22 protein-coding genes are annotated in these 22,287 nt (G+C 72.2%); 10 read left to right on the top strand and 12 right to left on the bottom strand.

The genetic code is table 11. The features are described 5' to 3' along the window. Nucleotides 1-40 precede the first annotated feature (40 nt). Nucleotides 41-1,285, top strand: coding sequence for a cytochrome P450 (locus tag ACFYOB_RS06620; protein ID WP_388555358.1), 1,245 nt, complete (start codon nucleotides 41-43; stop codon nucleotides 1,283-1,285). 270 nt (nucleotides 1,286-1,555) lie between these two features. On the opposite strand, the gene ACFYOB_RS06625 is transcribed toward ACFYOB_RS06620, so the two are convergent. The 3 genes from ACFYOB_RS06625 to ACFYOB_RS06635 form a co-directional block, all read right to left on the bottom strand. Further along, nucleotides 1,556-1,768: a hypothetical protein gene (locus tag ACFYOB_RS06625; RefSeq protein WP_388555360.1), complete on the bottom strand. Its 213-nt coding sequence runs from the start codon at nucleotides 1,766-1,768 to the stop codon at nucleotides 1,556-1,558. A 151-nt stretch (nucleotides 1,769-1,919) separates the two neighbouring features. Beyond that, nucleotides 1,920-2,054 carry a hypothetical protein gene (locus ACFYOB_RS06630; RefSeq protein WP_388555363.1) on the bottom strand — a complete coding sequence of 45 codons (135 nt, stop codon included), beginning with the start codon at nucleotides 2,052-2,054 and terminating at the stop codon, nucleotides 1,920-1,922. A gap of 164 nt (nucleotides 2,055-2,218) precedes the next feature. Continuing rightward, entirely contained in the window at nucleotides 2,219-4,273 is a 2,055-nt protein-coding gene (locus ACFYOB_RS06635; RefSeq protein ID WP_388555366.1) for a bifunctional glycosyltransferase 87/phosphatase PAP2 family protein, read from the bottom strand. A gap of 119 nt (nucleotides 4,274-4,392) precedes the next feature. On the opposite strand from ACFYOB_RS06635, the gene ACFYOB_RS06640 reads away from it, so the two are divergent. Continuing rightward, a complete protein-coding gene (locus ACFYOB_RS06640) occupies nucleotides 4,393-4,719 on the top strand; it encodes an antibiotic biosynthesis monooxygenase family protein (RefSeq protein ID WP_388555369.1) in 327 nt (108 codons plus the stop codon). A 101-nt stretch (nucleotides 4,720-4,820) separates the two neighbouring features. On the opposite strand, the gene ACFYOB_RS06645 is transcribed toward ACFYOB_RS06640, so the two are convergent. Continuing rightward, nucleotides 4,821-5,216 carry a nuclear transport factor 2 family protein gene (locus ACFYOB_RS06645; protein WP_388555371.1) on the bottom strand — a complete coding sequence of 132 codons (396 nt, stop codon included), beginning with the start codon at nucleotides 5,214-5,216 and terminating at the stop codon, nucleotides 4,821-4,823. Between the two features lie 108 nt (nucleotides 5,217-5,324). Between ACFYOB_RS06645 and ACFYOB_RS06650 the strand changes: the two genes are divergently transcribed. Further along, nucleotides 5,325-5,867 carry a GNAT family N-acetyltransferase gene (locus tag ACFYOB_RS06650; protein ID WP_388555373.1) on the top strand — a complete coding sequence of 181 codons (543 nt, stop codon included), beginning with the start codon at nucleotides 5,325-5,327 and terminating at the stop codon, nucleotides 5,865-5,867. Between the two features lie 54 nt (nucleotides 5,868-5,921). On the opposite strand, the gene ACFYOB_RS06655 is transcribed toward ACFYOB_RS06650, so the two are convergent. Then, nucleotides 5,922-7,994: an MDR family MFS transporter gene (locus ACFYOB_RS06655; protein WP_388555375.1), complete on the bottom strand. Its 2,073-nt coding sequence runs from the start codon at nucleotides 7,992-7,994 to the stop codon at nucleotides 5,922-5,924. A 223-nt stretch (nucleotides 7,995-8,217) separates the two neighbouring features. On the opposite strand from ACFYOB_RS06655, the gene ACFYOB_RS06660 reads away from it, so the two are divergent. Both ACFYOB_RS06660 and ACFYOB_RS06665 read left to right on the top strand, forming a co-directional pair. Beyond that, nucleotides 8,218-9,054, top strand: a complete 837-nt coding sequence (locus tag ACFYOB_RS06660) for a peptidoglycan-binding protein (protein WP_388555377.1) — start codon at nucleotides 8,218-8,220, stop codon at nucleotides 9,052-9,054. A 140-nt stretch (nucleotides 9,055-9,194) separates the two neighbouring features. Beyond that, nucleotides 9,195-9,881, top strand: a complete 687-nt coding sequence (locus ACFYOB_RS06665) for an HAD-IA family hydrolase (RefSeq protein ID WP_388555380.1) — start codon at nucleotides 9,195-9,197, stop codon at nucleotides 9,879-9,881. 1,552 nt (nucleotides 9,882-11,433) lie between these two features. On the opposite strand, the gene ACFYOB_RS06670 is transcribed toward ACFYOB_RS06665, so the two are convergent. Beyond that, entirely contained in the window at nucleotides 11,434-12,015 is a 582-nt protein-coding gene (locus ACFYOB_RS06670) for a TMEM165/GDT1 family protein (RefSeq protein WP_388555383.1), read from the bottom strand. A 544-nt stretch (nucleotides 12,016-12,559) separates the two neighbouring features. Between ACFYOB_RS06670 and ACFYOB_RS06675 the strand changes: the two genes are divergently transcribed. The 4 genes from ACFYOB_RS06675 to ACFYOB_RS06690 all read left to right on the top strand — a co-directional run bounded on the left by ACFYOB_RS06675 (nucleotide 12,560) and on the right by ACFYOB_RS06690 (nucleotide 16,493). Further along, complete coding sequence (locus tag ACFYOB_RS06675) at nucleotides 12,560-13,204, top strand: HNH endonuclease family protein (protein WP_388555614.1); 645 nt, start codon at nucleotides 12,560-12,562, stop codon at nucleotides 13,202-13,204. A 141-nt stretch (nucleotides 13,205-13,345) separates the two neighbouring features. Further along, nucleotides 13,346-15,007, top strand: coding sequence for an alkaline phosphatase D family protein (locus ACFYOB_RS06680; RefSeq protein WP_388555386.1), 1,662 nt, complete (start codon nucleotides 13,346-13,348; stop codon nucleotides 15,005-15,007). 131 nt (nucleotides 15,008-15,138) lie between these two features. Continuing rightward, a complete protein-coding gene (locus tag ACFYOB_RS06685) occupies nucleotides 15,139-15,771 on the top strand; it encodes a DedA family protein (protein ID WP_388555389.1) in 633 nt (210 codons plus the stop codon). Nucleotides 15,772-15,950: 179 nt separating this feature from the next. Further along, a complete protein-coding gene (locus ACFYOB_RS06690; RefSeq protein WP_388555391.1) occupies nucleotides 15,951-16,493 on the top strand; it encodes a hypothetical protein in 543 nt (180 codons plus the stop codon). 34 nt (nucleotides 16,494-16,527) lie between these two features. Here the strand turns inward: ACFYOB_RS06690 and ACFYOB_RS06695 are convergent, their stop codons facing one another. The 4 genes from ACFYOB_RS06695 to ACFYOB_RS06710 form a co-directional block, all read right to left on the bottom strand. Then, a complete protein-coding gene (locus tag ACFYOB_RS06695; protein ID WP_388555393.1) occupies nucleotides 16,528-16,755 on the bottom strand; it encodes a DUF2277 domain-containing protein in 228 nt (75 codons plus the stop codon). 15 nt (nucleotides 16,756-16,770) lie between these two features. After that, nucleotides 16,771-17,424, bottom strand: coding sequence for a hypothetical protein (locus tag ACFYOB_RS06700; RefSeq protein ID WP_388555395.1), 654 nt, complete (start codon nucleotides 17,422-17,424; stop codon nucleotides 16,771-16,773). 38 nt (nucleotides 17,425-17,462) lie between these two features. Continuing rightward, nucleotides 17,463-17,963, bottom strand: coding sequence for a hypothetical protein (locus ACFYOB_RS06705; protein ID WP_388555397.1), 501 nt, complete (start codon nucleotides 17,961-17,963; stop codon nucleotides 17,463-17,465). Between the two features lie 370 nt (nucleotides 17,964-18,333). Continuing rightward, nucleotides 18,334-18,639, bottom strand: coding sequence for a ricin-type beta-trefoil lectin domain protein (locus ACFYOB_RS06710; RefSeq protein WP_388555617.1), 306 nt, complete (start codon nucleotides 18,637-18,639; stop codon nucleotides 18,334-18,336). Between the two features lie 44 nt (nucleotides 18,640-18,683). Between ACFYOB_RS06710 and ACFYOB_RS06715 the strand changes: the two genes are divergently transcribed. Next, nucleotides 18,684-19,706, top strand: a complete 1,023-nt coding sequence (locus tag ACFYOB_RS06715; RefSeq protein WP_388555399.1) for a hypothetical protein — start codon at nucleotides 18,684-18,686, stop codon at nucleotides 19,704-19,706. 349 nt (nucleotides 19,707-20,055) lie between these two features. On the opposite strand, the gene ACFYOB_RS06720 is transcribed toward ACFYOB_RS06715, so the two are convergent. Beyond that, the gene (locus ACFYOB_RS06720) at nucleotides 20,056-21,864 is read right to left on the bottom strand and encodes a serine/threonine-protein kinase (protein WP_388555401.1); all 1,809 of its coding nucleotides are present in this window, start codon (nucleotides 21,862-21,864) and stop codon (nucleotides 20,056-20,058) included. Nucleotides 21,865-21,875: 11 nt separating this feature from the next. Beyond that, nucleotides 21,876-22,265, bottom strand: a complete 390-nt coding sequence (locus tag ACFYOB_RS06725) for a hypothetical protein (RefSeq protein WP_388555403.1) — start codon at nucleotides 22,263-22,265, stop codon at nucleotides 21,876-21,878. Between the last annotated feature and the right edge of the window lie 22 nt (nucleotides 22,266-22,287).

The following is a 22,287-nucleotide window of genomic DNA, read 5'->3' on the forward strand; positions in this document are numbered from 1 at the left end:
AGCCAACTTCTGATGGGCCGTCAGACTTTGGAGTCGCCCGATGTCATGCCCCGCGCTGCCCGAAGGCTTCGACGCCACCGACCCCGACCTGCTCCAAAGCCGCGTCCCGCTGCCGGAGTTCGCACGACTGCGGCAGACCGCACCCGTGTGGTGGTGTCCGCAGCGGCGGGGCATCACCGGCTTCGACGACGAGGGCTACTGGGCCGTGACCCGGCACGCGGACGTCAAGTACGTCTCCACGCACCCGGAGCTGTTCTCCTCCACCACGAACACGGCGATCATCCGCTTCAACGAGCACATCCAGCGTGAGCAGATAGATGCCCAGCGGCTGATCATGCTGAACATGGATCCGCCGGAGCACACGCGCGTACGCCAGATCGTGCAGCGCGGCTTCACCCCGCGGGCCATCCGCGGACTGGAGGAGGCCCTGCGCGACCGGGCGCGGAAGATCGTCACGGAGGCGACGGCCGTCTCGGGCGACGGCAGCTTCGACTTCGTCACGCAGGTGGCGTGCGAGCTCCCGCTCCAGGCGATCGCGGAGCTGATCGGCGTACCGCAGAAGGACCGCGCCAAGATCTTCGACTGGTCGAACAAGATGATCGCCTACGACGACCCGGAGTACGCGATCACCGAGGCGGTCGGCGCCGAGGCGGCGATGGAACTCATCGGCTACGCGATGAACCTGTCCGCCGAGCGCAAGGAGTGCCCGGCCAAGGACATCGTGACGCAGCTGGTGGCGGCCGAGGGCCAGGGCAACCTCGGCTCCGACGAGTTCGGCATGTTCGTGCTGCTCCTGGCGGTCGCGGGCAACGAGACCACGCGCAACGCCATCAGTCACGGCATGCACGCCTTCCTGACCCACCCCGACCAGTGGGAGCTGTACAAGGCGACGCGTCCGTCGACGGCGGCGGAGGAGATCGTGCGCTGGGCCACCCCGGTGGTGTCCTTCCAGCGCACCGCCACGCAGGACACGGAGCTCGGCGGCCAGAAGATCAAGGCGGGCGACCGGGTGGGGCTCTTCTACTCCTCCGCCAACCACGACCCCGAGGTCTTCGAGCACCCCGACGCCTTCGACATCACCCGCGACCCGAACCCCCACCTCGGCTTCGGCGGCGGCGGGCCGCACTTCTGCCTCGGCAAGTCCCTGGCCATCATGGAGATCGACCTCATCTTCAACGCCCTGGCCGACGCGCTGCCCGACCTCCGCCTGACCGGCGAGGACCCGCGCCGCCTGCGCGCGGCCTGGCTCAACGGCATCAAGGAGCTCCGGGTCAGCCACGGCTGACCCGTGACCCAGGACGGCAGGGGCCACGTCCCCCCACGCCCGGCCCCTGCCGTCCGCTGGTCCCCGGCCGCGCCGGGGCGCAGCCCCGATCTCTCGTCCCGTCGGCGTTCGGGGCGCGGCCGGCAGCGGGCCCGCACCCGCTCAGGTGGCGGAGCGGCCCGAGCGGGGCGATCCTGACTGACAGCGGCGATCCAGCCGAAGGGGCGCCGGGGCAGCTGTGCCCCGGCGCCCCTTCGGCCTGCTTCGGCCTGCTTCGACCTGCCGGCCTGCTCAGACCACCCGCTTGTCGGGGCGGTCCCGCCGCCGGGTGTAGGCCACGAACCCTGCGAACGCCACCACCGACACGATCGCGCCCGCCGGCGTCGCACCCCGGAACCACGGCGCCTCCACGTCCATGACCCGCTGCCCGGCGTGCGCGGCACCCCCAGCGCCCACCACCACGCTCAGCGTCCACAGGTTCGCCAGGGCGAGGACCACCGCCAACGCGAGCCAGCCGTGGCCTTCAAGGACCGCCGCTTGCGCAGGCCGATCCAGGCCACGTTCAGGGGCGCAGCGTGCCGGCGACGCCGAACACCAGCCCGAGCAGCAGCCCGGTGCCGAGACGCCCGTCCACGGCGGCCCCCATGCGCTGGGACTACCAGCGCGGGGCGGTCTCGGCCAGGAGGAGGTAGGCCACGACTATCACGCCCAGCGCCAGGCCGCCGAACACCAGCCACTTGCGCCGATCGGGCCCGGCGGAGTGAGGGTTCCCCGTCCGCTGTGCGCTCATGATCCGATGCTTGCACCGACCCGACCCGACCCGACCCGACCGCAGCGCGACGACGATCACGTTGGTCACCCGGACGGCGCCCGCCCCGCGAGCAGGCCGAGCGCCGCGACGGGGGGCGGGCGGGGACGACGCCCGCCGGCCCGCCGGCCCGCCCGCTGTGTCGCCTACCTCGCCCGGGCGGGGACGTCGAGCCGCCGCTCCCGGTCCTCACTGTCCTCGGCGTCCTCGGCGTCCTCGGCGTCCTGGCCGGCCGGCCGCTGCGCGGGAAGGCTCGCGCTCAGCCGGCGCGGCCCGGACAGCGCGTACACGAGCCCGAATCCGGCGGCCACGACGACCGCGCCGCCCACCGCGTCGAGCACCCAGTGGTTGGCGGTGGCGACGATCGCGCACACCGTGATCAGCGGATGCAGCGCCCCCAGCAGCTTCTGCCACCCCTTCGGCGCGAGCACCACGATCACGATCCCGCACCACAGCGACCAGCCGAAGTGCAGCGAGGGCATCGCCGCGTACTGGTTGGAGATCGCGGTCATGGCCCCGTACGACGGATTGGCCAGGTCCTGCGGCCCGTGGACGGTGTCGATGAAGCCGAGGCCGGGCATCAGCCGCGGCGGCGCGAGCGGGTAGAGCCAGAACCCTATGAGCGCCAGCACGGTGGCCAGCCCCAGCGAGGCCCGCGCCCAGCGGTAGTCGCCCGGCCGGCGCCAGTACAGGACCCCCAGGATCGACAGCGGGACCACGAAGTGGAAGGAGGTGTAGTAGAAGTTGAAGAACGCCTCCAACCAGGGCGTGTTCACGACGGCGTGGTTCACGGCGTGCTCGATGTCGATGCCCAGCGCCCGCTCGATGCCGTGGATCTGGCTGCCGTTGCCCTCGGCGAGCGAGCGGCTGGTGGGGGCTGCGGCCCTGATGTGCGAGTAGAGCGAGTAGCCGACCCGTATCAGCAGGAGTTCCAGCAGCAGGTTGGGGCGGGACAGCACGCGCCGCCAGAACGGCAGCAGCGGAACCCGCGACCACCGGGCGGCCGCGGGGCGCCCGTAGGCCGTCGGGACGGGTTCGCGCCAGTACGGCGACGAGCGCGGCAGGAACGGCACCGCGCAGGCCGCGGCCAGCGCGGCGAGGAGCAGCACGTTGTCGCGTACGGGGGCCAGCGCGGCCAGGTTCGGCAGCAGCACGTCGCTCGGCAGGGTCATGGCGAGGACCACGGCCACCGGCCATACGGGCCGGTCGGCGGCGCGCCGCCCGACCTTGCCCGCGACGGCGAGCAGCACCCACAGCAGCTGGTGGCGCCAGCCGGTCGGGGACACGGCGACGGCCACGCAGCCGGTGACGGCGACGGCGAGCAGCAGCTGCCCGTCGGCGGCGTAGCGGGCCGCGCGGCGCAGGCCGATCCAGGCGATGCCGGCCGCGAGGGCGACGTACAGGACGATCTCGACGGGTCCGGTCAGACCGAGGCGCAGCAGCGCGCCGTGCACGGACTGGTTGGCGAGGTGGTCGGGGGCCACGCCCAGACCGGTGCCCGCGAGGTGCTGGATCCAGTACGTCCAGGAGTCACGGGGCATCGCCGCCCAGGTCAGGGCGGTGGCCCCGGCGAAGGTCACGGCGGCGGACCTGGCCGTGGTGCGGCGGCCGGTGAGCCACAGCAGCGGGGCGAAGAACAGCAGCGCGGGCTGGAGGGCGGCGGCGAGGCCGACGAGGAAACCGGCCGGGCGTTCGCCGGGCACGCGGAAGACGGCCAGCAGCACCAGCAGCACGGGCAGGACGGCGGTCCGGCCGGGCGAGGCGGCCTCGCGGACGGGCAGCGAGACCATCATCAGGGCGGTCAGCACGGGCGCGGCCAGCAGCGCGGTGCGGCGCGGGACGGGGTCGGGCAGGCCGCGCGCGGCGACCAGGCCGATGGCGGCGACGAACAGCAGGGTCACGCAGATCCAGGCGACCTCCAGCGACGGCGCGGCGAGGCCGAGCAGCGGCTTGAGGACCAGTCCGGCGAACGGCGTACCGGTGAACTGGCCGGCGCCGTACAGCGAGCCGGGCAGGCCGCCGGGGAGGTGGAAGCCGCTGAGCCACTCGCCCGGTGGGACGCGCAGCACGGCGGCGGCCTGTCTGACGGCGAGTGCGCCTGCCAGAGCCCACAGGAGGACGCGTGCCGCCCCGAGCCTGCCGCTACCGCCTATGACTCCGGCATGTCCGTTCGCACCGCTGTGCTCTGCCGCGTTAGCCACGCCTCGCCGGCCTCCCGCCCTGTTGACCGCAACCCTGACTTTGCCTGGCTGCCGCGTTTCGTGCCCCGTTCCATTACCTGGACGACGATATCCCGCGCGGGATACCTAGGATGGCCCGCATGAGCATCGTGAAGATCAACGCGCTGACCGTCCCCGCCGAGCAGCGGGAGGTGCTGGAGCAGCGCTTCGCCTCGCGGGCGGGCGCCGTGGAGAGTTCGGACGGGTTCGAGTGGTTCGAGCTGCTGCGCCCCGTGGAGGGCACCGACCAGTACCTGGTCTACACGCGGTGGCGGTCCGAGGAGGACTTCCAGGCGTGGATGGAGGGGCCGATGAAGGCTGCTCACCAGGGTGGTGCGGGTGGCGGCGAGCGGCCGAAGCCGGCTGCTTCCGGGTCCTCGGTGTGGTCGTTCGAGGTCGTGCAGCAGGCGGCTCCGAAGAAGGCCTGACGCGGGCGGGAGGCCCGGGGCGCGCGCCCCGGGCCTCCTCTCTGTCCGGGCTCTGAGTGGCCTGTCCGGACTCTGCTCTCTGTCCGGACTCTGCCTGCCGCTCAGCTCCAGAAGGCGTCTGACTCCTCGATGTCCGCGGTGCACTGGTCGATGTCGGTGATCTTGTTGCCGATGATGGTGAAGAAGAGGCCTTCGCGGATCTCGATCCCACGGTCACCGCGGTCGCCGCGCGCCGTGTGGAAACTCATCACGTGCCCCCGCCCGTCCGCGAGCACCGCTTCCAGGTGCACCTGGAAGGTGCCGTTGGTCTCCGCTCCGAGCCGGCGGTAGAGGTCGATGACGTTCTCCCGCCCCTTGTGGTGCCCGGAGAGCGGGTTGTTGCCGGGCACGTGGTGGATGACGTCGGCCGTGAACAGCGAGCTCAGCGTCTCCATGTCGCCCTTGCCGAAGGCCTCGTAGCCGCGGCGGACCAGGGCACAGTCTGGATGCTCGGACATGGTGTTTCACACCCTCCAGGTATGCACGATTTGCCCTTTTCCCTATCATCGGCCCGCCGCTGTGGATATTCCACGCGGGAGATCCACGGCGAACTCCACAATGACGGCATGACCACTCACAGCGATCACACCACCCGCACCCGCACCCGCGCCCAAGCCCACGCCCGCGCCCACGCCTGGACCGTGGCCCCCGAGCCGTACACCACCCCCGACGCCACCCTCCTGCGGCGCGCGTACTACGCCGAGGTCGCCGGCCGGTACTGGAAGCGGACCGTCACCGAGGCCGAGATCGATCAGGGGCTCCTGGACTTCCCGGATGACGGCCTGGTCCCGCCGACGGGCCAGTTCGTGGTCGGCCGGCTGGGCGGCGAGCCCCTGGCCTGCGGCGGGATACGACTGCTCGACCCCGCCACCGCCGAGCTCACCAGGGTGTACGTCGACCAGCGAGCCCGCGGTACCGGCGGCGGGGCGGCCCTGCTCGAAGTCCTGGAGGCGGAGGCCCGCGCGCTGGGCGCCGGCCGGGTCCGGCTGGACACCCGCTCGGACCTGGTGGAGGCCCGGGTGCTGTACGCGCGGCACGGGTATGCGGAGATACCGGCCTACAACTCGGGCCCGTATGCACAGCACTGGTTCGAGAAGCGCCTGGTCTGACCTGACGTGACCGGCTCCGGCCGGGCGGCGCCCCTCGGCGGTTGGCGGTCAGGGTCAGGGCGCGGCGTGGTCCCGGCGCGAAGCGGCGTCGTAGGGCTCCTCGGCGTCGGATCCGCAGAGCTCGGCATTGATCTCGTGGACCAGCTGGACCAGGTCGGTCGGGCGGTCCGGGCCCCACCAGTCGCCCAGCAGTTCGGCGAGGGACTCCTCCCGGGCGGCGGCGAGGTCGGCCGCCGCCTCCCGCCCCTTGCCGGTCAGGACCAGCGCCAGCCCGTCCCGTACGGCGAGCCCGCGCTCCTCGGCCTGGCGGGCGGCGTCCGTGATGACCTTCAGCGGCACGATGGTGCGGTCGGCGAGCATGGCGGGCTCCGCAGAGCCGTATTTGTTGATCCGCAGCAGCAGCCAGCTGGTGGCGGGCAGCAGGTCGTAGCCCGCCTGCTCGGTGATCTTCTCGTAGACGTGCCGGCGGCCCTCCCTCGTACCGAGGACCGACAGCGCGCGGGCGACCTCGTCGCGGGAGGAGCGCTCGACGGGGTTGGAGGCGAGGGTCTCGGTCACGTCGGGCGCGGTGACCGAGGCGCGGAGCTTGTCCTCCTTGAGGAACCAGGCCACCACGAAGGCGACGAGGACGATCGGCACGGCGTAGAGGAAGACGTCCGTGATGGCGGTGGCGTAGGCGTCGAGCACGCGGGGCTGCAGATCGGAGGGGAGCGCGCCGATGGCCCGCGGGTCGGCCTCCAGATCACCGACGCTCGCACCGGGCGGCAGCGTGACGCCCGCGATTGAGGCGGCCAGCGTGTCGTCGAGCCGGTTGGTGAAGATCGTACCGAAGACGGCGACGCCGAAGGAGGCGCCGATGGAGCGGAAGAAGGTGGCACCGGAAGTGGCGACGCCGAGGTCGGCGTAGGTGACGGCGTTCTGCACCACCACTACGAGTACCTGTATGACCAGGCCGAGTCCCGTGCCGAAGACGAAGAAGTAGACGCTCATCTCCCAGGTGGAGCTGGTGCGGTGCAGCTGGTGCAGGAGGAGCAGGCCGAGGGCGGTGACGGCGGTGCCGGTGATGGGGAAGACCTTCCACCGGCCGGTGCGGCTGACGATCTGGCCCGAGGCGGTGGAGGAGATCAGCATCCCGAGGACCATCGGCAGCATGTGGACGCCGGACAGGGTCGGCGAGACGCCCTGGACGACCTGGAGGAAGGTCGGCAGGTAGACCATCGCTCCGAACATGGCGAAGCCGACGATGAAGCTGATCACCGAGCAGAGGGTGAAGGTGCGGATGCGGAACAGTTTCAGCGGCAGGACGGGTTCGACGGCCCTGCGCTCCACGAGGACGAAGGCGACGAGCAGCATCAGGCCGAGGACGGCGAGGCCGATGATCTGGGCCGAACCCCAGGCCCAGGTGGTGCCGCCGAGCGAGGCGACCATGACGAGGCAGGTGGCGACCGAGGCGATGAGGAAGGTGCCGAGGTAGTCGATCGTGTGCTTCGAGGGACGCGCCGGGATGTGCAGCGCGGCGGCGATGACGACGAGTGCGACGAGACCGATGGGGAGGTTGATGTAGAAGACCCAGCGCCACGACAGCTGGTCGACGAACAGGCCGCCCAGCAGCGGGCCGAGCACGCTGGTCGCGCCGAAGACGCCGCCGAAGAGGCCCTGGTACTTGCCGCGTTCGCGGGGCGGGACGATGTCGCCGACTATCGCCATGGACAGCACGATGAGTCCGCCGCCGCCGAGGCCCTGCAGGGCGCGGAAGCCGATGAGCTGGGGCATGTTCTGGGCGAGGCCGCAGAGGGCGGAGCCGATGAGGAAGAGGACTATGGCGTACTGGTAGAGCTTCTTGCGCCCGTACTGGTCGCCGAGTTTGCCCCACAGGGGTGTGGCGGCGGTGGAGGCGAGCATGTAGGCGGTGACCACCCAGGACAGGTGAGCCATGCCGCCGAGCTCGCTGACGATGGTCGGCAGGGCGGTGGACACGATGGTCTGGTCGAGTGCGGCGATCAGCAGGCCCAGGAGCAGGGCGCTGATGGAGACGAGCACGTCGCGGGAGGAGTGTTCGGCGGCGGGACCGGAGATCTTCGGGCCGGGACCGGGTCCCCCGGCTTCCGTGGTCACATCCTGAGCCATCGTTCCTCCTCAGGCCGGATCAACATCTCCATCCTGCGTGGTGTGTCCGGTTATGGCCTCTTGGAAGGGGTTGGGAGGTGCCCGGCGGGTCTGCATAATCGCTGGCAGTGCCCAGGGAGGGATTCCAGTGAACGGTGAACACTGTCCAGATTGCGGTGCCCGCGGTGCCGCCTGCCGGTGTGCGCCGGGTGCGGGTTTCGACCCCCTGCGCATCCGCCCGTACGTGACGTTGCCCGACCCCCACGAACCCGACGACGACGCGCCCGCGCCGCCGGTGGCGCGCGTGGTGGTCCAGCCGCCGCAGGACGACACCCCGGCGTACGGGATACCCGTGGCCCCGGCGCACCAGCCGTGGCCGGACGACCCGGCCCCCGTGCCGGACCCGGCCGAGACGGCACGGCTCCGGGCGGTCCCGGACCCCGGGCCCAGACCCGGCGGAGGCGGAGGAGGGGGCGGGGGCGGGGGCGGGGGCGGGGGCCGGGAGAAGCGGACCGGCCCGGCCTTCCGGCGCCTGCTGCCGCTCCTGATCGCATCCGCCGCGGTGGTCACCCTCGGCGGAACCGCCGTCGCGCTATGGGTGCTGCCGACCTCCGCCGGGAGCGACACGGCTCTGCTGGACGCGAAGGCCTCGGCGCCGGTGACGAGCCTTGCCCCGGCCGAGCCGTCCCTGACCCAGGCCACCCGGACGAACGGCCCGTCCCCCTCGGCCTCGGCCTCGCCCTCACCGTCGCCGAGCGCCTCCAAGTCGGCGTCGGCGTCCCCCTCGCCGAGCGCGTCCCGCTCGTCGACGCCCCCTTCCCCGACCCCGTCACCGACCCCGCCCCGCGCCCCCAGCCCGACGCCGCCCCCGACGGGGCCGACCCTGCGGTACGGGGACTCGGGCGCGGATGTGGAGAAACTGCAGCGACTGCTGGCGGCACGTGGCCTGTACAGCGGCAAGTTCAACGGAAAGTTCGACTGGCGGGTGGAGAACGCCGTGTCGACTTTCCAGTACGAGAACGACATCGACGAGGAATGGGGCGTCTACGGCCCTGCGACCCGCAAGGCGCTGGAGGGTTAGGGACGAGGCTCACACGACACTCGGTGGCGCGGACCGGTCCTCTTTTGTATCGTGGAGGAACAAAGTGGTTCCGCCTTCACTCCCTGACCGGTGGGCGGAACCACTTGTTCTCTTTTCCCGCCCCGTCTGGAGCACCGCCGATGCCGGCCAGCAGCACCACCACCGCGCCCGTCGTCCTCACCGCCAAGGCCCTGCTCCTGGACATGGACGGCACCATCGTCAATTCCGACGCGGTGGTCGAGCGCTGCTGGCGCGACTGGGCGGTATCCCACGGGCTGGACCCGGAGGAGGCCCTCAAGGTGGTCCACGGCCGCCAGGGCTACGCCACCATGGCCGTCCTGCTGCCGGACCGCCCGATGGAGGTCAACCACGCGGAGAACGCCGTCATGCTGGCCCGCGAGACCGCCGACACCGACGGCGTGGTCCCGGTCGCGGGCGCCGCGGAGTTCATGGCCGCGATCGAAGGCCTGCCGCACGCCCTGGTCACCTCCGCCGACGCGGCCCTCGCCACGGCCCGGATGACCGCCGCAGGCCTGCCGATGCCCGCGGTACGCGTCACGGCCGAGTCCGTCCAGGCCAGCAAGCCCGACCCCGAGGGCTTCATCAAGGGCGCCGCCGCGCTGGGCGTGGACCCGGCCGACTGCATCGTGTTCGAGGACTCAGCCGCGGGCATAGCCGCGGGCCGGGCGGCGGGCATGCGCGTGATCGGCGTGGGCCCCCGCGCAGCCGCGCACACCCCCACGACCCACGTCCCGGACCTCACCAAGCTCCACGTCACGACCACCCCGGACGGCTCGATCCAGGTGAGGGTCACAGCCGGGGCATAAGACACAAGGCCCCGCCGGCCGGCCCCGCCGGGCCGGGCGCTTCGGGGGGCGGGGCGTCCGGGGGGCGGGGCGTCCGGGGGGCGGTGGCTTCGGGGGCGGGGGCTTCGGGGAGGCGGGGCGGGGGCTTCGGGCGGCCGAACGCCCACGAGACAGCATCAGAGATACGGTCAGCAGCTTCGGGCGGGTTGTTGCCCTTGGGCGGGATCAGGGAGGGGCTGGGGGTTTCCCGTCCGTCCCATCGTCTTCCGGGTCGGGCCGGTCCCTCAAGGGCGCTCCCTCCGGTCGCGTCGCTGCGTGATGGCCTTCGGCCACCCTTGACCGACCGGCCCGACCCGGAAAGTTCGAGGACAGACGGGAACCCCCCAAAAGAACGGTCACCGGTGTTCGTGTCCAGGGCCGGGTCCATCAGGGATGCGGATGCCCGCTTCCCGGAGGGGCCGGCCAAGCCTCATCACCGAGCCCGGTCAGCGGTGGGGGGCGCGGCCACGGCCCTACCCGCACCGGGCAGCGCCCAGAAGCCCCTCGGGTCGGGGGCGCCCCCAATCGCTACGCGCTCCTCGCGGCTAAGCGTCTGGCGGCCGTCCGGGGCTGGGAACAGGCCGCCACGGATCGCTACGAGGCTGGGGTGGGCGGGCGGCGACCGGCCCGGCATGTGGCTGGGCATAGGCCGCCCAGGCGGTGAATTGGTGCTGGTGCTGGTGCTGGTGCTGGTGCTGGGCGTGTGCGGGTGGTTGGGGCGTGCGGAGAGGTGACCGCCTGCCTCCACGGGTTCGCTGGCGACCGGGTGCGGGCGGTCCTGGGGGTGGGATTCCGGTCTGGTGGGCGCGGAATGCGGTCTGGTGGAGTGTGGTGCCGGATTTTTCGGGCTCTCGCTCCGGGAAGTGATCCACTAGCCCCCAACTCGCCGCCAAATGGGGGCAAACCGCCGCAGTCGCATGCTCGGAGAGGTGTGCGGCGGTCGTGGGCGGCTTATGTCCAGCCCCGGACGGCCGTCGGACGCTGAGAGGTGAGGAGCGCGTAGCGATCTGACGCGCATGCCCGCCTGGCCAACTCTGATGGGCTTCTGGGCGCTGCTTGATGTGGGCTGGCCCAGGGAACCGGGCACCCGCGTCCCTGATGACCCCGCATCGCCTCCTGTCCCCCGTGACCGTTCTTTTGGGGGGTTCCCGTCTGTCCTCGAAGTTTCCGGGTCGGGCCGGTCGGTCAAGGGTGGCCGAAGGCCATCGCGCAGCGACGCGACCGGAGGGAGCGCCCTTGAGGGACCGGCCCGACCCGGAAGACGATGGGACGGACGGGAAACCTCCAGCCCTTCTCTGATCCCGCCCAAGGGCAACAACCCGCCCGAAGCCACCGACCGCATCTCTGATGCCGCCCAGCGGACGCCCCGCCCCCGAAGCCACCGCCGACGCCCCCACCGCCCCCCGCACACACAGGCCCGGCGTCAGCCCCCTCCCGCCCACGTGCCCGACGCGCGCGCCCCGGTCACCCCGGTCACCCCGGTCACCCCGGTCACCCCGGTCACCCCGGTCACCCCGGTCACCCCGGTCACCGGTCACCCCGCGATCGCCTCGTACAGCGAGAACACGGCCAGCGCGCCCATCACCGCCGCCGCGACCTTGGTGACCAGCCGCAGCGGCACGTACTTCATCAGGGTGCGCCCGCCCAGGATGCCGATGCCCGCGACCGTCCACAGGGCGAGCACGGCGCCGATGCCGACGGACACCGGGTTGTCGTACCGGGCGGCCAGGTTGGCGGTCATGATCTGGGTCAGGTCACCGAACTCCGCCACGAGGATCAGCATGAATCCGGCGCCGGAGACCTTCCAGAAGGACTGGTCCGCGGGCGGCTTGACCTCCTCCTCCCCGTCGTCCTTCTTCAGGAGCAGCATGGCCGCGCCCGCGAGGAAGAGGACGCCGACGACGGCCTGGACGAGCCGGTGCGGGAGCAGCGTGAGGACGCTTCCCGCGGCGATGGCGAGGGCCACGTGGACGGCGAAGGCGGCGGCGACGCCGGCGAAGACGTACGAGGCGCGGTAGCGGGTGCCGAGCATCAGGCCGGCGAGGGCCGTCTTGTCGGGGAGTTCGGCGAGGAAGACGACGCCGAACGCGATCGCCGTGACGGTGAAGCTGAACACAGGGGTGAAACCTCAATCGGTCAGGCAGGACGCCACCGAGACCGAGAGACCTGGAATGTGTCAGGGGTCGCTTCGGCTCGGCGGCACCCTGACTTGCGCGTGAGCGTACGAAAAATACGAACGCACCCGTGCATGAACAGGACACTGCGGCCGAAGGTCTCGCTGGCCGACCGCTCTCCGCGGCCTGCCTCCGGGCGCCGGCTGGGGTGACCCAGCAGTATGTCGACGGTCCGGCGAAGAGCTACTCCCCTTCTGCTCCATCAGGGTACGCGACGCTCACGAGTGCCCGGAATAGGACCTTGGTCCCGCTCTCGCCCCCCACCGGCACCCCCCACCACCGCCCCACCCTGACCCTCCACCCCCGCGGGAATCTCAACTTCCGCTTGAGTGGGCTGTGTTGGGGCACTTGATGTGACGTGCCCATGTCGCCACGCTGTCACCTGGCGCCCACCCCCGCGAAACCTGGCGCCGCAACCATGGCCGCGCCCCTCCGGGGCCGCACGGCCCACATCCCCCCGCATCCAGGGAGCCCCTCATGGCACTCATACCCGCCGTCTACGCGCGTCGAATTGGCGTGTTCGCGTCAGCAGTCGCCCTCGCTTCCCTCACCTCCCTCGTCAACGCCCCCACCGCCCAGGCCTCCCCCCCGGCCCCCATCAGCGCCGCGGCCGCCCGCTCGTACCTGGCGACCGTGACGCCGCGCGCCGAGGGATCCACCGCCGGCTACAGCCGTGACCTCTTCCCGCACTGGAGCACCGTCTCCGGCACCTGCAACACCCGCGAGACCGTCCTCAAGCGGGACGGGGTGAACGTCGTCCAGGACTCCGCGTGTGCCGCCGTGAGCGGAAGCTGGTACTCCGAGTACGACGGCGCCACCTGGACCGCCGCCTCCGACCTCGACATCGACCACGTCGTCCCGCTCGCCGAGGCCTGGCGCTCCGGCGCCAGCTCCTGGACCACGTCCAAGCGCCAGCAGTTCGCCAACGACCTCACCCGCCCGCAGCTCATCGCGGTCACGGACAACGTCAACCAGGCCAAGGGCGACCTCGACCCCGGCAAGTGGCTGCCGCCGCGGACCGCCTACCGCTGCACGTACGCGCGGATGTGGGTCAACGTGAAGCAGTACTGGGGCCTGAGCATGGACTCCGGCGAGAAGACGGCCCTGGTCAACATCCTCAACGGCTGCTGAGGCCGACGCCGGAGTGCCGCTGGGACCAGCGCCGACGCGCTGCTGACGAAGTCGGCCGATCATCTCCCCCGCCAGGGGGAGGCGGGGCTCCCCCTCACCGTCGTACCGTGATCGCAGGCGCTACGGATGAGGGGGAGTTCCATGGCCGGACTGCGTCTGGGGCCGCTGCTTCGCTACGTCGACTGGGACACGGGCGGGTCCGCCACGATCTGGGTCGAGGCGGACCGCCCGTGCACGGCCGAGGTGCTGTGCGCCGACGGGGCGGGCGGCAGCGTGCGCACCTTCCAGATCGCCGGGCACCACTACGCGCTGGTACCGGTGACCGGCCTGACCCCGGGGACGACTACGGCGTACGAGGTGCTGCTGGACGGCGTGCGCGTGTGGCCGCTGCCCGACAGCGGCTTCCCGCCGAGCACGATCACCGCCCCGGCCGTGGCGGGCTCCGGCCGCCCGGCGGCCGACGGGCTGCGCATCACCTTCGGTTCCTGCCGGCAGGCCGCGCCGCCCGCCGGACGGCACGGCCCTCACGGCCCGGACGCGCTCGACACCCTCGCGGCGCGGCTGGCCGCCGACCCGGAGGCGGTGCGGCCGGACGTCCTGCTGCTGCTCGGCGACCAGGTGTATGCCGACGCGCTGTCCCAGGAGACCCGGCAGTGGCTCGCGGCCCGGCGGGACCTGCGGGAGGCGCCGGGCGCCCAGGTCGCGGACTACGAGGAGTACACCCGGCTCTATGACGAGTCCTGGCTCGATCCCGAGATCCGCTGGCTGCTGTCGACCGTGCCGAGTCTGCACATATTCGACGACCACGACGTCATCGACGACTGGAACACGAGCGCGGCCTGGCTGGCGGAGATGCGGGCGACGCCGTGGTGGCAGGAACGGGTGCTCAGCGGGCTGATGTCGTACTGGGTGTACCAGCACCTGGGCAATCTCTCGCCCGACGAACTGGCGGCCGACGGGCTCTACAAGGCGATACGGCAGACACCTGACGGCACGGATCTGCTGCGCTCCTTCGCGTCCGCGGCGGACGCCGACCCGGCCTCGGTGCGCTGGAGCTACCGGCGCGACTTCGGCCGGACGCGGCTGCTGATGGTGGACACCCGGGGCGCGCGCGTGCTGGCCGAGGACGGGCGGGCGATGCTCGACCTGGCGGAGCAGGGCTGGCTGCGGGAGAACGCGCTCGCGGGGCACGGAGGTTACGACCATCTACTGATCGGGTCCTCCCTTCCGTGGCTGATGCCGCATCTGATCCACGACGCGGAGACGTGGAATGCCGCGATGTGCCGCGGAGAGCGGGGGCCGCGGTGGGCGCGAATAGGCGAGGATCTGCGCCGGCGCAGCGATCTGGAGCACTGGGCGGCGTTCCCGGCCTCGTTCGCGGCGCTGACCGATCTCATCGAGGAGGTCGGGACGGGGCCGCGGGCGCCGGCGACGGTGTGCGTGCTGTCGGGGGACGTGCACCACGCGTATGTGGCCGAGCCGCACATACCCAGCACGGCTCGCGTGTTCCAGCTGACGTGCTCGCCGGTGCACAACTCCATCCACACGGTGGTGAAGCTGGGCTTCCGGCTGGGCTGGTCGCGTACGGGGCGGTGGCTGGGGCGGGGCTTCTCACGGCACGGGCGGACGGGGCGGCCGCCGCTCAGCTGGCGGCGTACGGGCGGGCCGTGGTTCGGGAACCAGCTGATGACGCTGGCGTTGGCGGGCCGGACGGCCCGAGTACGGCTGGATCAGGCGCACAAGAACCGTACGGGTGCCCGGCTGGTGAAGGTGCTTGACCGTGAGCTCACCGCTGCGGAGTAGGGGCTGCCCCGGGCATCCGGAGGGCGAACCGCGGGCGTACGCTGTATGGCTGTCAAGCCGCTCCTGCCGCTCCCCCGCGACGTCGCGGCGCTTCATGCCGCTGCACGTCAACCGGACTGGGGAGTCCCGCCTTGTTTGAGACTCTGGGGTCGCTGACCGCGAGCCCATGGATCTACGCCGTGGTGGCGGTGTCCGTCGTGCTCGACGTGTTCCTTCCGGTGCTGCCGAGCGGGGTTCTCGTGATCACCGCCGCGGCGGCCGCGGCGGCCGCCGGAGCGGCGGGGCCGGTGGCCGTGCCCGCGCAGGTGCCGGACATCCTGGCCCTGCTCGTCATCGCCACGACCGCCTCGGTGCTGGGGGACATGGCCGCGTACCGGCTGGCCCGGCGCGGTGGTGCCCGGCTGGACCGGGCCATCGCCCGCTCCCGTCGGCTGACCCGGGCCCATGAGCGGCTGGGTACGGCTCTGGCCCGCGGCGGCGGCGCCCTGGTGGTGATCGCCCGTTTCGCGCCGGCCGGGCGCTCGGTGGTGTCCCTGGGCGCGGGCAAGACGCACCGCAAGGTGGCGGAGTTCCTGCCCTGGTCGGTCCTGGCGGGCATGGCCTGGGCGGGCTACAGCGTGTCGCTGGGCTACTTCGGTACCCAGTGGCTCGGTACCCAGTGGCTGGGTACGGCCGTCTCCGTCGTCGCCTTGTTCGCCGCGGGCGCGCTGGCTGCCTTCCTCGTCCGCCGCCCGGCCTCACCGACGGCGGCGCCGGCCGCGTGAGCCAGCCCGATCCTGTGGCGGCGTAGTCCCTCTGATGGAGCAGTGGCTCACCCGTTCACCCGGCCCCGATCGCCGCGACCGGCCTGGGCTCCTAGCGTCCACAGCACGGTGCGCAACCGAATCCGCGTCACATCCGTGCCCTGGCCGCGCCGTTTCGAGGAGCCCGAGGAGTTCTCTCCATGCCCGCCAAGCCGCCTGTCACGCCGCTCGTCTCCCCTCTCGCCCAACCGGCCGCCCGGCGGTCCGCCGCGCCGCGCCGGCTGCTGGCCGTCGCGGCCGCGTCGGTCGCCATCGCCGCCGCCACTCCCGCCGCACTCGCCTACGCCGCCCCCACCGCCGCCGTCTCCCCCACCACGGTCGCACCGGGTGGCCGGGTCTCCCTCAACATCGCGGGCTGCGGCACCAGGACCGCCCGGGTCACCTCCAGCGCCTTCGGCGAGGTACGTCTGACCCCCGGCAACGTCGATGCCAATACCCTCTTCGGCAACGCCACCGTCTACAACAACGCCGGTCAGGGCACGCACCGCGTCACCTTCGAGTGCGGCGGTCCGGGCGGTGAGCGCGTCACCGTCTCGCTGGATGTCGCCCCGGGGGGCGCGCGGGGCGGGACGGGCGGCAGTATCCGCTCGGTGAGCCCGGGTCAGATCGCCATGGGCGGCGCCCTCGTCGTCGGCGCGCTCGGCGCCGGGGTGTGGGTGGTGCGGCGCCGCGCGGCCGCCTGACCTCCCGCATCGCGGGAGGTCGTAGGCCCCCTGGTCAGACGGTGGCGGCGGCCTGGCCCCGTACATGCAGACCGTCGAGGAGCAGCCGGGTGGCCTCGGCGACGGCGTCCACGGACGCCTCGAACACCTCGCGGTTGTGCGCGGCGGGTACCCGGAACCCGGACACCTTGCGTACGTACTGCAGCGCGGCGGCGCGGATCTCGTCCTCGGTGGCCTTCTCGGGGATCGCGGGCGGGCGCAGGGTCTTAATGGAACGGCACATACTCCTACTATCCCGCTAGCGAGGCAGCTCCGCCCCGGACAATTTCATGATCAATCCGGCTTGGAGCCGGCCCCTGAGTTCCGGGTCCATGACCTCGTCCAGCAGCCCTATGGCCTGCTGGGTCGTCTCGGCGGCCCGCCGGTCGTCGCGCAGCGAGGCGGTCTGGTCGGCCATGTGCTTGAGCGCGATGTCGGCCCGCCGGTGGAAGAGCTGCCCGACCAGGGTGGTGACCAGGCCGACCGAACTGGTCACGACCCCGAGGTACAGCTCTCCGCCGCCTTCGGCCTTCCAGACGGCCAGCGCCACCCCGCAGAGGAGGATCGCCGCTCCGACCCCGGCGAACCGCTGGCTGGTCGCGAAGCTGCTCCGCGCCTGGGTCAGCCCGTAGGCGTAGTACTCCACGAGGATCGGGGTGAAGTCGTCGCGGCGGTCGCCGAGTTGTGCCGGCGGGTGCGGCCGGATGCCGCCGACGTCGTCGAACTTCGGGTGTCCCGGCCCGCCGACGGTTTCCCCACCGGGCTCGGCCGCCGGTTCGGCGACGTGTGCGAGCAACCGTGCCCGCTCCTCGTCCCGCTTGCGCTCGAAGCCCGCGCCGACGGCCCGCTCCAGCGTCACCAGGACCGCGGCCACTGCCACGACCACCCCACCCCACGCGAGCCACTCGCCCATCCCCTGACGATCCCACGGCCCGATCGTCCGGCCAAGACCTAGTAGCCCCAGCGCGGTTGGCTGCCGTCCTGGCGGCAGTAGATCAGGCGACCGTTGCCCGCGTGCGTGGACCGGCCGAGGTCGGCCTTGCGGCAGAACTGGCCCGCGTTGTAGCAGTTCCCGGCATTGGAGACGATCTCGCACGCGGTGTCCGCGGGCTCGGCCGGCGGAGTCGTCGGAGCCTTGGTCGTGCGCTTGGGCGCCGGGACAGTGCTGGGTGGCTTCTGGTCGGGGGTGTCCGACGGGCTCGGGACCGCGGTCGGAGAAGGAGCGAGGGACGGAGACGGCGGCAGGGTCGGGGTCGGGGTCGGGGAGGCCGTAGTCGGTACCGCCGAGACCGAGGGGATGGTCGGCGGCGCGGACACCGCGGGCCCCCCACCCCCGGCCGGCCCGCAGGCGACGGCAACGCCGGCCACCAGCAGCGCGACCACCGCCCGCCGCACGACGCCCCCGGCCCGACTGCGACCTCTGCCGCCCTCACCCGTGTCACTGCTGCGCATCGCTACCCCCACCCCAAGCCGCTCAAAGGAGGCACATCATATGAACAACCCTCCGCCTACGCGGCGTTTCGCCAAATCCGCGAAAATCCGGCGGCACAAACCCCCCGGCCCTGCCCGACAGAGGATCTTCACGCACGTCCGGCGGGACCTGAGTCAGCAGCTCAGGAGCGGCGCGGACGCCGCTGCCCACCGCGTGGATGCAGAAGGCCCCCCGCCGTGTTCGGCGGGGGGCCTTTGTGCTGGTGGGCGCGGGACGGGTGTCAGCCATGGATGTCAGCCGGTCGAGCTGCCGAGCACAAGCCGTCCACGGGACGTGCCGGTAGGTCCCGGTCCCGTGACAGCGGGCGTTGAGCGGTTCCGGCCGAGCTGGTTACTTCCAGACCTGGTAGTCGCCGCCGTTGCAGGGGTGGGTGTAGACCTTGCCCTGCCCGTTGCTGTCGAGACACAGGCCGGTCAATCGGCTGACGAGCTGCATTCCGTCGCCCGTCCACTTCTCCATCCACTGCTGGTTGTAGTTGGCCGGGGAGCCGCAGCGCTCAAGGTAAACATTTCCGAGCCCGTCCTGCCCTTGGTACCAGCTGGAAAGGCACTGGCCCGCGAAGTGCGAGTTGTCAGCCCGGATCCGGCGCCCGCCACCTCTACCTCGTCGGCGGCTCCCGCTCCGGAAAGTCCGGATGCCTGGAACAGGTTCTGCTCTCCGCCCACCGCTCGCGTATCGCGGTGATCCTGGCGTCCCCGCAGGCCGGGACCATCGCCGGAGCCCGCCTGGCCGCGTACTGCGGGGACGGCCTGGACGAGGCGATGGGGGCCCTGCGCCTGGCCTACGCGCTGATGGTCAACCGCGAGGCCCGCTACCGCTCCCCCGCCTTCCCCTTCACCGATCCGCTGGTTCTGGTCGTCATCGACGAGGCACACATGCTGCTGTCGGTCTCCTCCCCGTATCACGCGGAGGCCAAGGCGATTGTCGAGCAGCTCACCCGCCGGTCCCTCAAGCGCGGGATCGGCGTGGTCCTGGCCACCCAGACCCCGCTCGCCGAAGACCTCGGCAACTCCACCGTCATCCGATCCCAGCTCCTGATCGGCGGCGGCGCGGTGTTCCTGCGCTGCGCCAAGGGCCAGGGCTCCCTGGTCGGCGCGAACGCCGTCGAGGGCGCCGAGGGCATCGACCTGTCCAAGATCCCCTCATCTTGGCCCGGCCAGTACACCAAGGTCGCCGCCCGGGACATGTCCGGCCTGGACACCGCGGCCGCCGCCGGTCCTGAGGACGGCACCTTCGGCCTCGGCTACCTCCTCACTCCTGGATCGCAGGCCGTCCAGTTCCGCTCCCTGCACCTGGACGTGCCGCCCGCCTCCCTCGCCGGAGACCTGCCGCCCGTCGCCGTCGAGGACTGCGACGCCTGGCACCACCGGGAGGCGATCACACAGACCCCGGTGGTCGACCAGCGCGGCAAGAACCTGATCGGCAGCCTCGCCGATCTCCTCACCGCGGCACAGAAGGGACAGCCCGCCCTGCCTCAGCAGCGGGCCCAGGCAGACCCCGCCGGCCCCGCAGGTTCTTCGGACGGACAGGAGCTGATCAAGCCGCGAATCCTCGAACTCCTCCGGGACCAATCCATCCCCATGACCGCCGAGACCATCGCACGAAAGCTGGGCACATCCGCGAAAAACATCAAGCCGCGCCTGTCCGAGCTGAAGAAGCGCGACGAGGTCACCAACGAGAACGGACTGTGGAGGGCCGCATGAACCGTACCGAAACCCGCTTCACCCCCATCGACCCCGACCTGTACGCGAAGGCATTCCAGCTCCTCGACCCCGCCCCGGAACCCGTCGCCCCCGCGGTCCCCGCCGCTCCCTTCGCCGGTTTCCTTCATCCTCGCCGCCGCCCCGCCCGTGCACCGGCCCGGCGCCGTCGAGAAGACCCTCACCGACGCCCTCGCCTTCCTCGACACCCAACGGGATCAGCCTGCTGGTGTTCCTGGAGGCCGACGTGGCGCTGGGCTTCGCCGCGTCGCGGCGCCGGGCCGGGGCCGGCGCCGGCGTCTAGGGCAACGTCCGTGGGCCGGGGCTTCCCCGGGAGCCCCGGCCCACGGCGTCAGCCGATCTTCCAGAGGGTGAGTGCGGTGACGTAGTCCGGCATGGGGCCGATGGACCCCTTGCTCGTGTCGAGCACGACCTCGGTGATGCGGAGCATCGCCAGGTTGTTGTCACCGGTGACGGTGCACAGCACCGTCCCCTTCGTGAGCGTCTTGCCCGCCTTCAGCTCGTCCTTGCCCACCCTGGAGGCCAAGGTGTTGGTGGCGACGGCGTCCCGGCACTCCTCCGGCGTGGTGCCGGTGCTCTTGCCCATGGCCGTCAGGAAGCGCAGATCGGCGTCGCCCCAGTCCTGGTAGGTGAGCTCCATGCCCTGGGTCTTGCCGATGGCTCCTTTCGGGAAGATCTGCGGGGCGTCCAGGTCGACGTGGGTCCCGGTGCTGGAGGAGGGCGCGCGCAGGGTCAGGGGCTTGTCCTGGAAGACGGGCGTGTACGCGGACTTCGGCGAGGAGGAGGCCGAGGGCGCGGTCTTGGGCCCGGACGAGACCGGGGCCGGAGCCGGGGCCTGGGCCTGCGCCTGGTCGGAGGAGGCGGGCGCGACCGGCCCCTCCTGCTTCGCGTCGTCCTTCGCGGCGCCGCCGCCGTCGAGCAGCCGGACCGCGCCGGCGCCCGCGAGGACGGCCAGCACGAGGCCGGCCCCGACCAGCACGCCCCGGAGCCGCTTCGGTCCGGGGGCCGGTGCGGGCGCCGGGCCCGGCACCGGGGGGTGCGTCGGGTGGCCGGCGGCCGGCGGAGGACCCGCGGGCCGGGGCGGCGCGCCCACCGTCGGCGCCCCGTACACCCCGCCGAAGGCCCCGGCGGCACCCGCGCCCGTACCGCCCGCGGCCGATCCGGCCGTACCGGCACCGGCACTCGTACCCGTACCCGCGTCCGCGACCGTGGGCACCGGCGGGTTCTCCGCGGCCCGCATCCGTCGGGCGATCTCCAGCCCGACCGGCTCCGGAAGCCAGTGCGCGAAGTCGCCCAGCGGGCGTCCGGCGGCCGTCTCGCACAGCGCGGCCAGCTCGTCCGTGCCGATCCGTGCGGCCGGATCCGCCGTCAGGCAGCGCTCCAGCAGCGGCCGGAGCCGCTCCGGGTAGCCGCTCAGGTCGGGCGGCAGCCGCTCGGTGTTGGCGATCCGCACGCCGATGGCCGTGGCCCCGCCGGTCCCGTACGGGTGCTGCCCGGTCGCCGCGACCGCCGCGATCAGCCCGAGCGAGAACAGGTCGCTCGCGGCGGTGACTTCGGAGCCCAGCGCGTGCTCGGGGGACATGTACTGCGGGGTGCCGATGACCCCGCCGGTCCGGGTGAGCTGCGTACTGTCGGCGGCTCGGGCGATCCCGAAGTCGATGACGTACGGACCGGCCGGGCCGAGCAGGAGGTTGGCGGGCTTCAGATCGCGGTGGACGACCCCCGCCGCGTGGATGGAGGCGAGCGCCCGCGCCGTGCAGCCGACCAGCTGGAAGACGGTGTCCAGCGGGAGCGGACCGTAGGTGCTCACGGCGTCGTGCAGCGACAGCCCCGGCACGAACACCGACGCCAGCCAGGGCGTGGCGCCGGTGGTGTCGTGGTCGAGGACCGGGACGAGGTGGTAGCCCTGCACCCGGCGGGCGGCCTGCACTTCCTGCTCGAAACGGCGCCGGAAGTCGGGGTCCTGCCCGAACTCCCGGCGGATGAGCTTCAGTGCCACCGGCTGGCCGCCGCGCGTGTGCGAGAGGTAGACGGTCCCCATGCCGCCTTCGCCGATCCGGGCGAGCAGCCGGTAGCCGGCGTTCTCGCGGGGGTCCTGGGGTTCAAGTGGGGCGAGTATGCCGCCGGTTCCGGTAGTCACGCTTGCGCAGCCTACGACAACGGGCGGGGGAGGACGGCACTGGCCTGCGGGAACGGGGGCCGGGGCGGAGGGAGTTGGGGTGGGGGTGCGGGCCCGGGGGAAGGCATCGGCAGCGAACCCACGAAAACGAGATAGCCGCGAACCTGGACCACATCCACGCCCTTGGAGCCCGGCGCCATCGACCCGTCGACGGTTCCGGCCAGCATGCGCCAAAACAGTTGGATCTCCCGCTCGGCGGCGTACCCGCCCGGGAGCGGATCGCCCTTGCGTACCGGACGCAGCGGGGGCTGTACCGCGGCGCCGTCAGCACTGGCGGCGTACCACGTGGGGGTGGGAATCGGGACGGGGGTCTGCGCCGTCTCGTGGCGGACGAGCGGTTCACCGAGGGTTGCTCGGGCCATAGCAGGGGCCTTTCAGTAGGGA

The organism is Streptomyces sp. NPDC006463, assembly GCF_042870715.1.
Taxonomy (GTDB): domain Bacteria; phylum Actinomycetota; class Actinomycetes; order Streptomycetales; family Streptomycetaceae; genus Streptomyces.

Coding starts and splice junctions, on each gene's coding strand:
- ACFYOB_RS06630 (WP_388555363.1), bottom strand. CDS start 2,054: ATGAGCGCACAGCGGACGGGGAACCCTCACTCCGCCGGGCCCGATCGG.
- ACFYOB_RS06620 (WP_388555358.1), top strand. CDS start 41: ATGTCATGCCCCGCGCTGCCCGAAGGCTTCGACGCCACCGACCCCGAC.
- ACFYOB_RS06645 (WP_388555371.1), bottom strand. CDS start 5,216: ATGTCCGAGCATCCAGACTGTGCCCTGGTCCGCCGCGGCTACGAGGCC.
- ACFYOB_RS06640 (WP_388555369.1), top strand. CDS start 4,393: ATGAGCATCGTGAAGATCAACGCGCTGACCGTCCCCGCCGAGCAGCGG.
- ACFYOB_RS06650 (WP_388555373.1), top strand. CDS start 5,325: ATGACCACTCACAGCGATCACACCACCCGCACCCGCACCCGCGCCCAA.
- ACFYOB_RS06725 (WP_388555403.1), bottom strand. CDS start 22,265: ATGGCCCGAGCAACCCTCGGTGAACCGCTCGTCCGCCACGAGACGGCG.
- ACFYOB_RS06690 (WP_388555391.1), top strand. CDS start 15,951: ATGCCCGCCAAGCCGCCTGTCACGCCGCTCGTCTCCCCTCTCGCCCAA.
- ACFYOB_RS06695 (WP_388555393.1), bottom strand. CDS start 16,755: ATGTGCCGTTCCATTAAGACCCTGCGCCCGCCCGCGATCCCCGAGAAG.
- ACFYOB_RS06655 (WP_388555375.1), bottom strand. CDS start 7,994: ATGGCTCAGGATGTGACCACGGAAGCCGGGGGACCCGGTCCCGGCCCG.
- ACFYOB_RS06665 (WP_388555380.1), top strand. CDS start 9,195: ATGCCGGCCAGCAGCACCACCACCGCGCCCGTCGTCCTCACCGCCAAG.
- ACFYOB_RS06705 (WP_388555397.1), bottom strand. CDS start 17,963: ATGCGCAGCAGTGACACGGGTGAGGGCGGCAGAGGTCGCAGTCGGGCC.
- ACFYOB_RS06700 (WP_388555395.1), bottom strand. CDS start 17,424: ATGGGCGAGTGGCTCGCGTGGGGTGGGGTGGTCGTGGCAGTGGCCGCG.
- ACFYOB_RS06680 (WP_388555386.1), top strand. CDS start 13,346: ATGGCCGGACTGCGTCTGGGGCCGCTGCTTCGCTACGTCGACTGGGAC.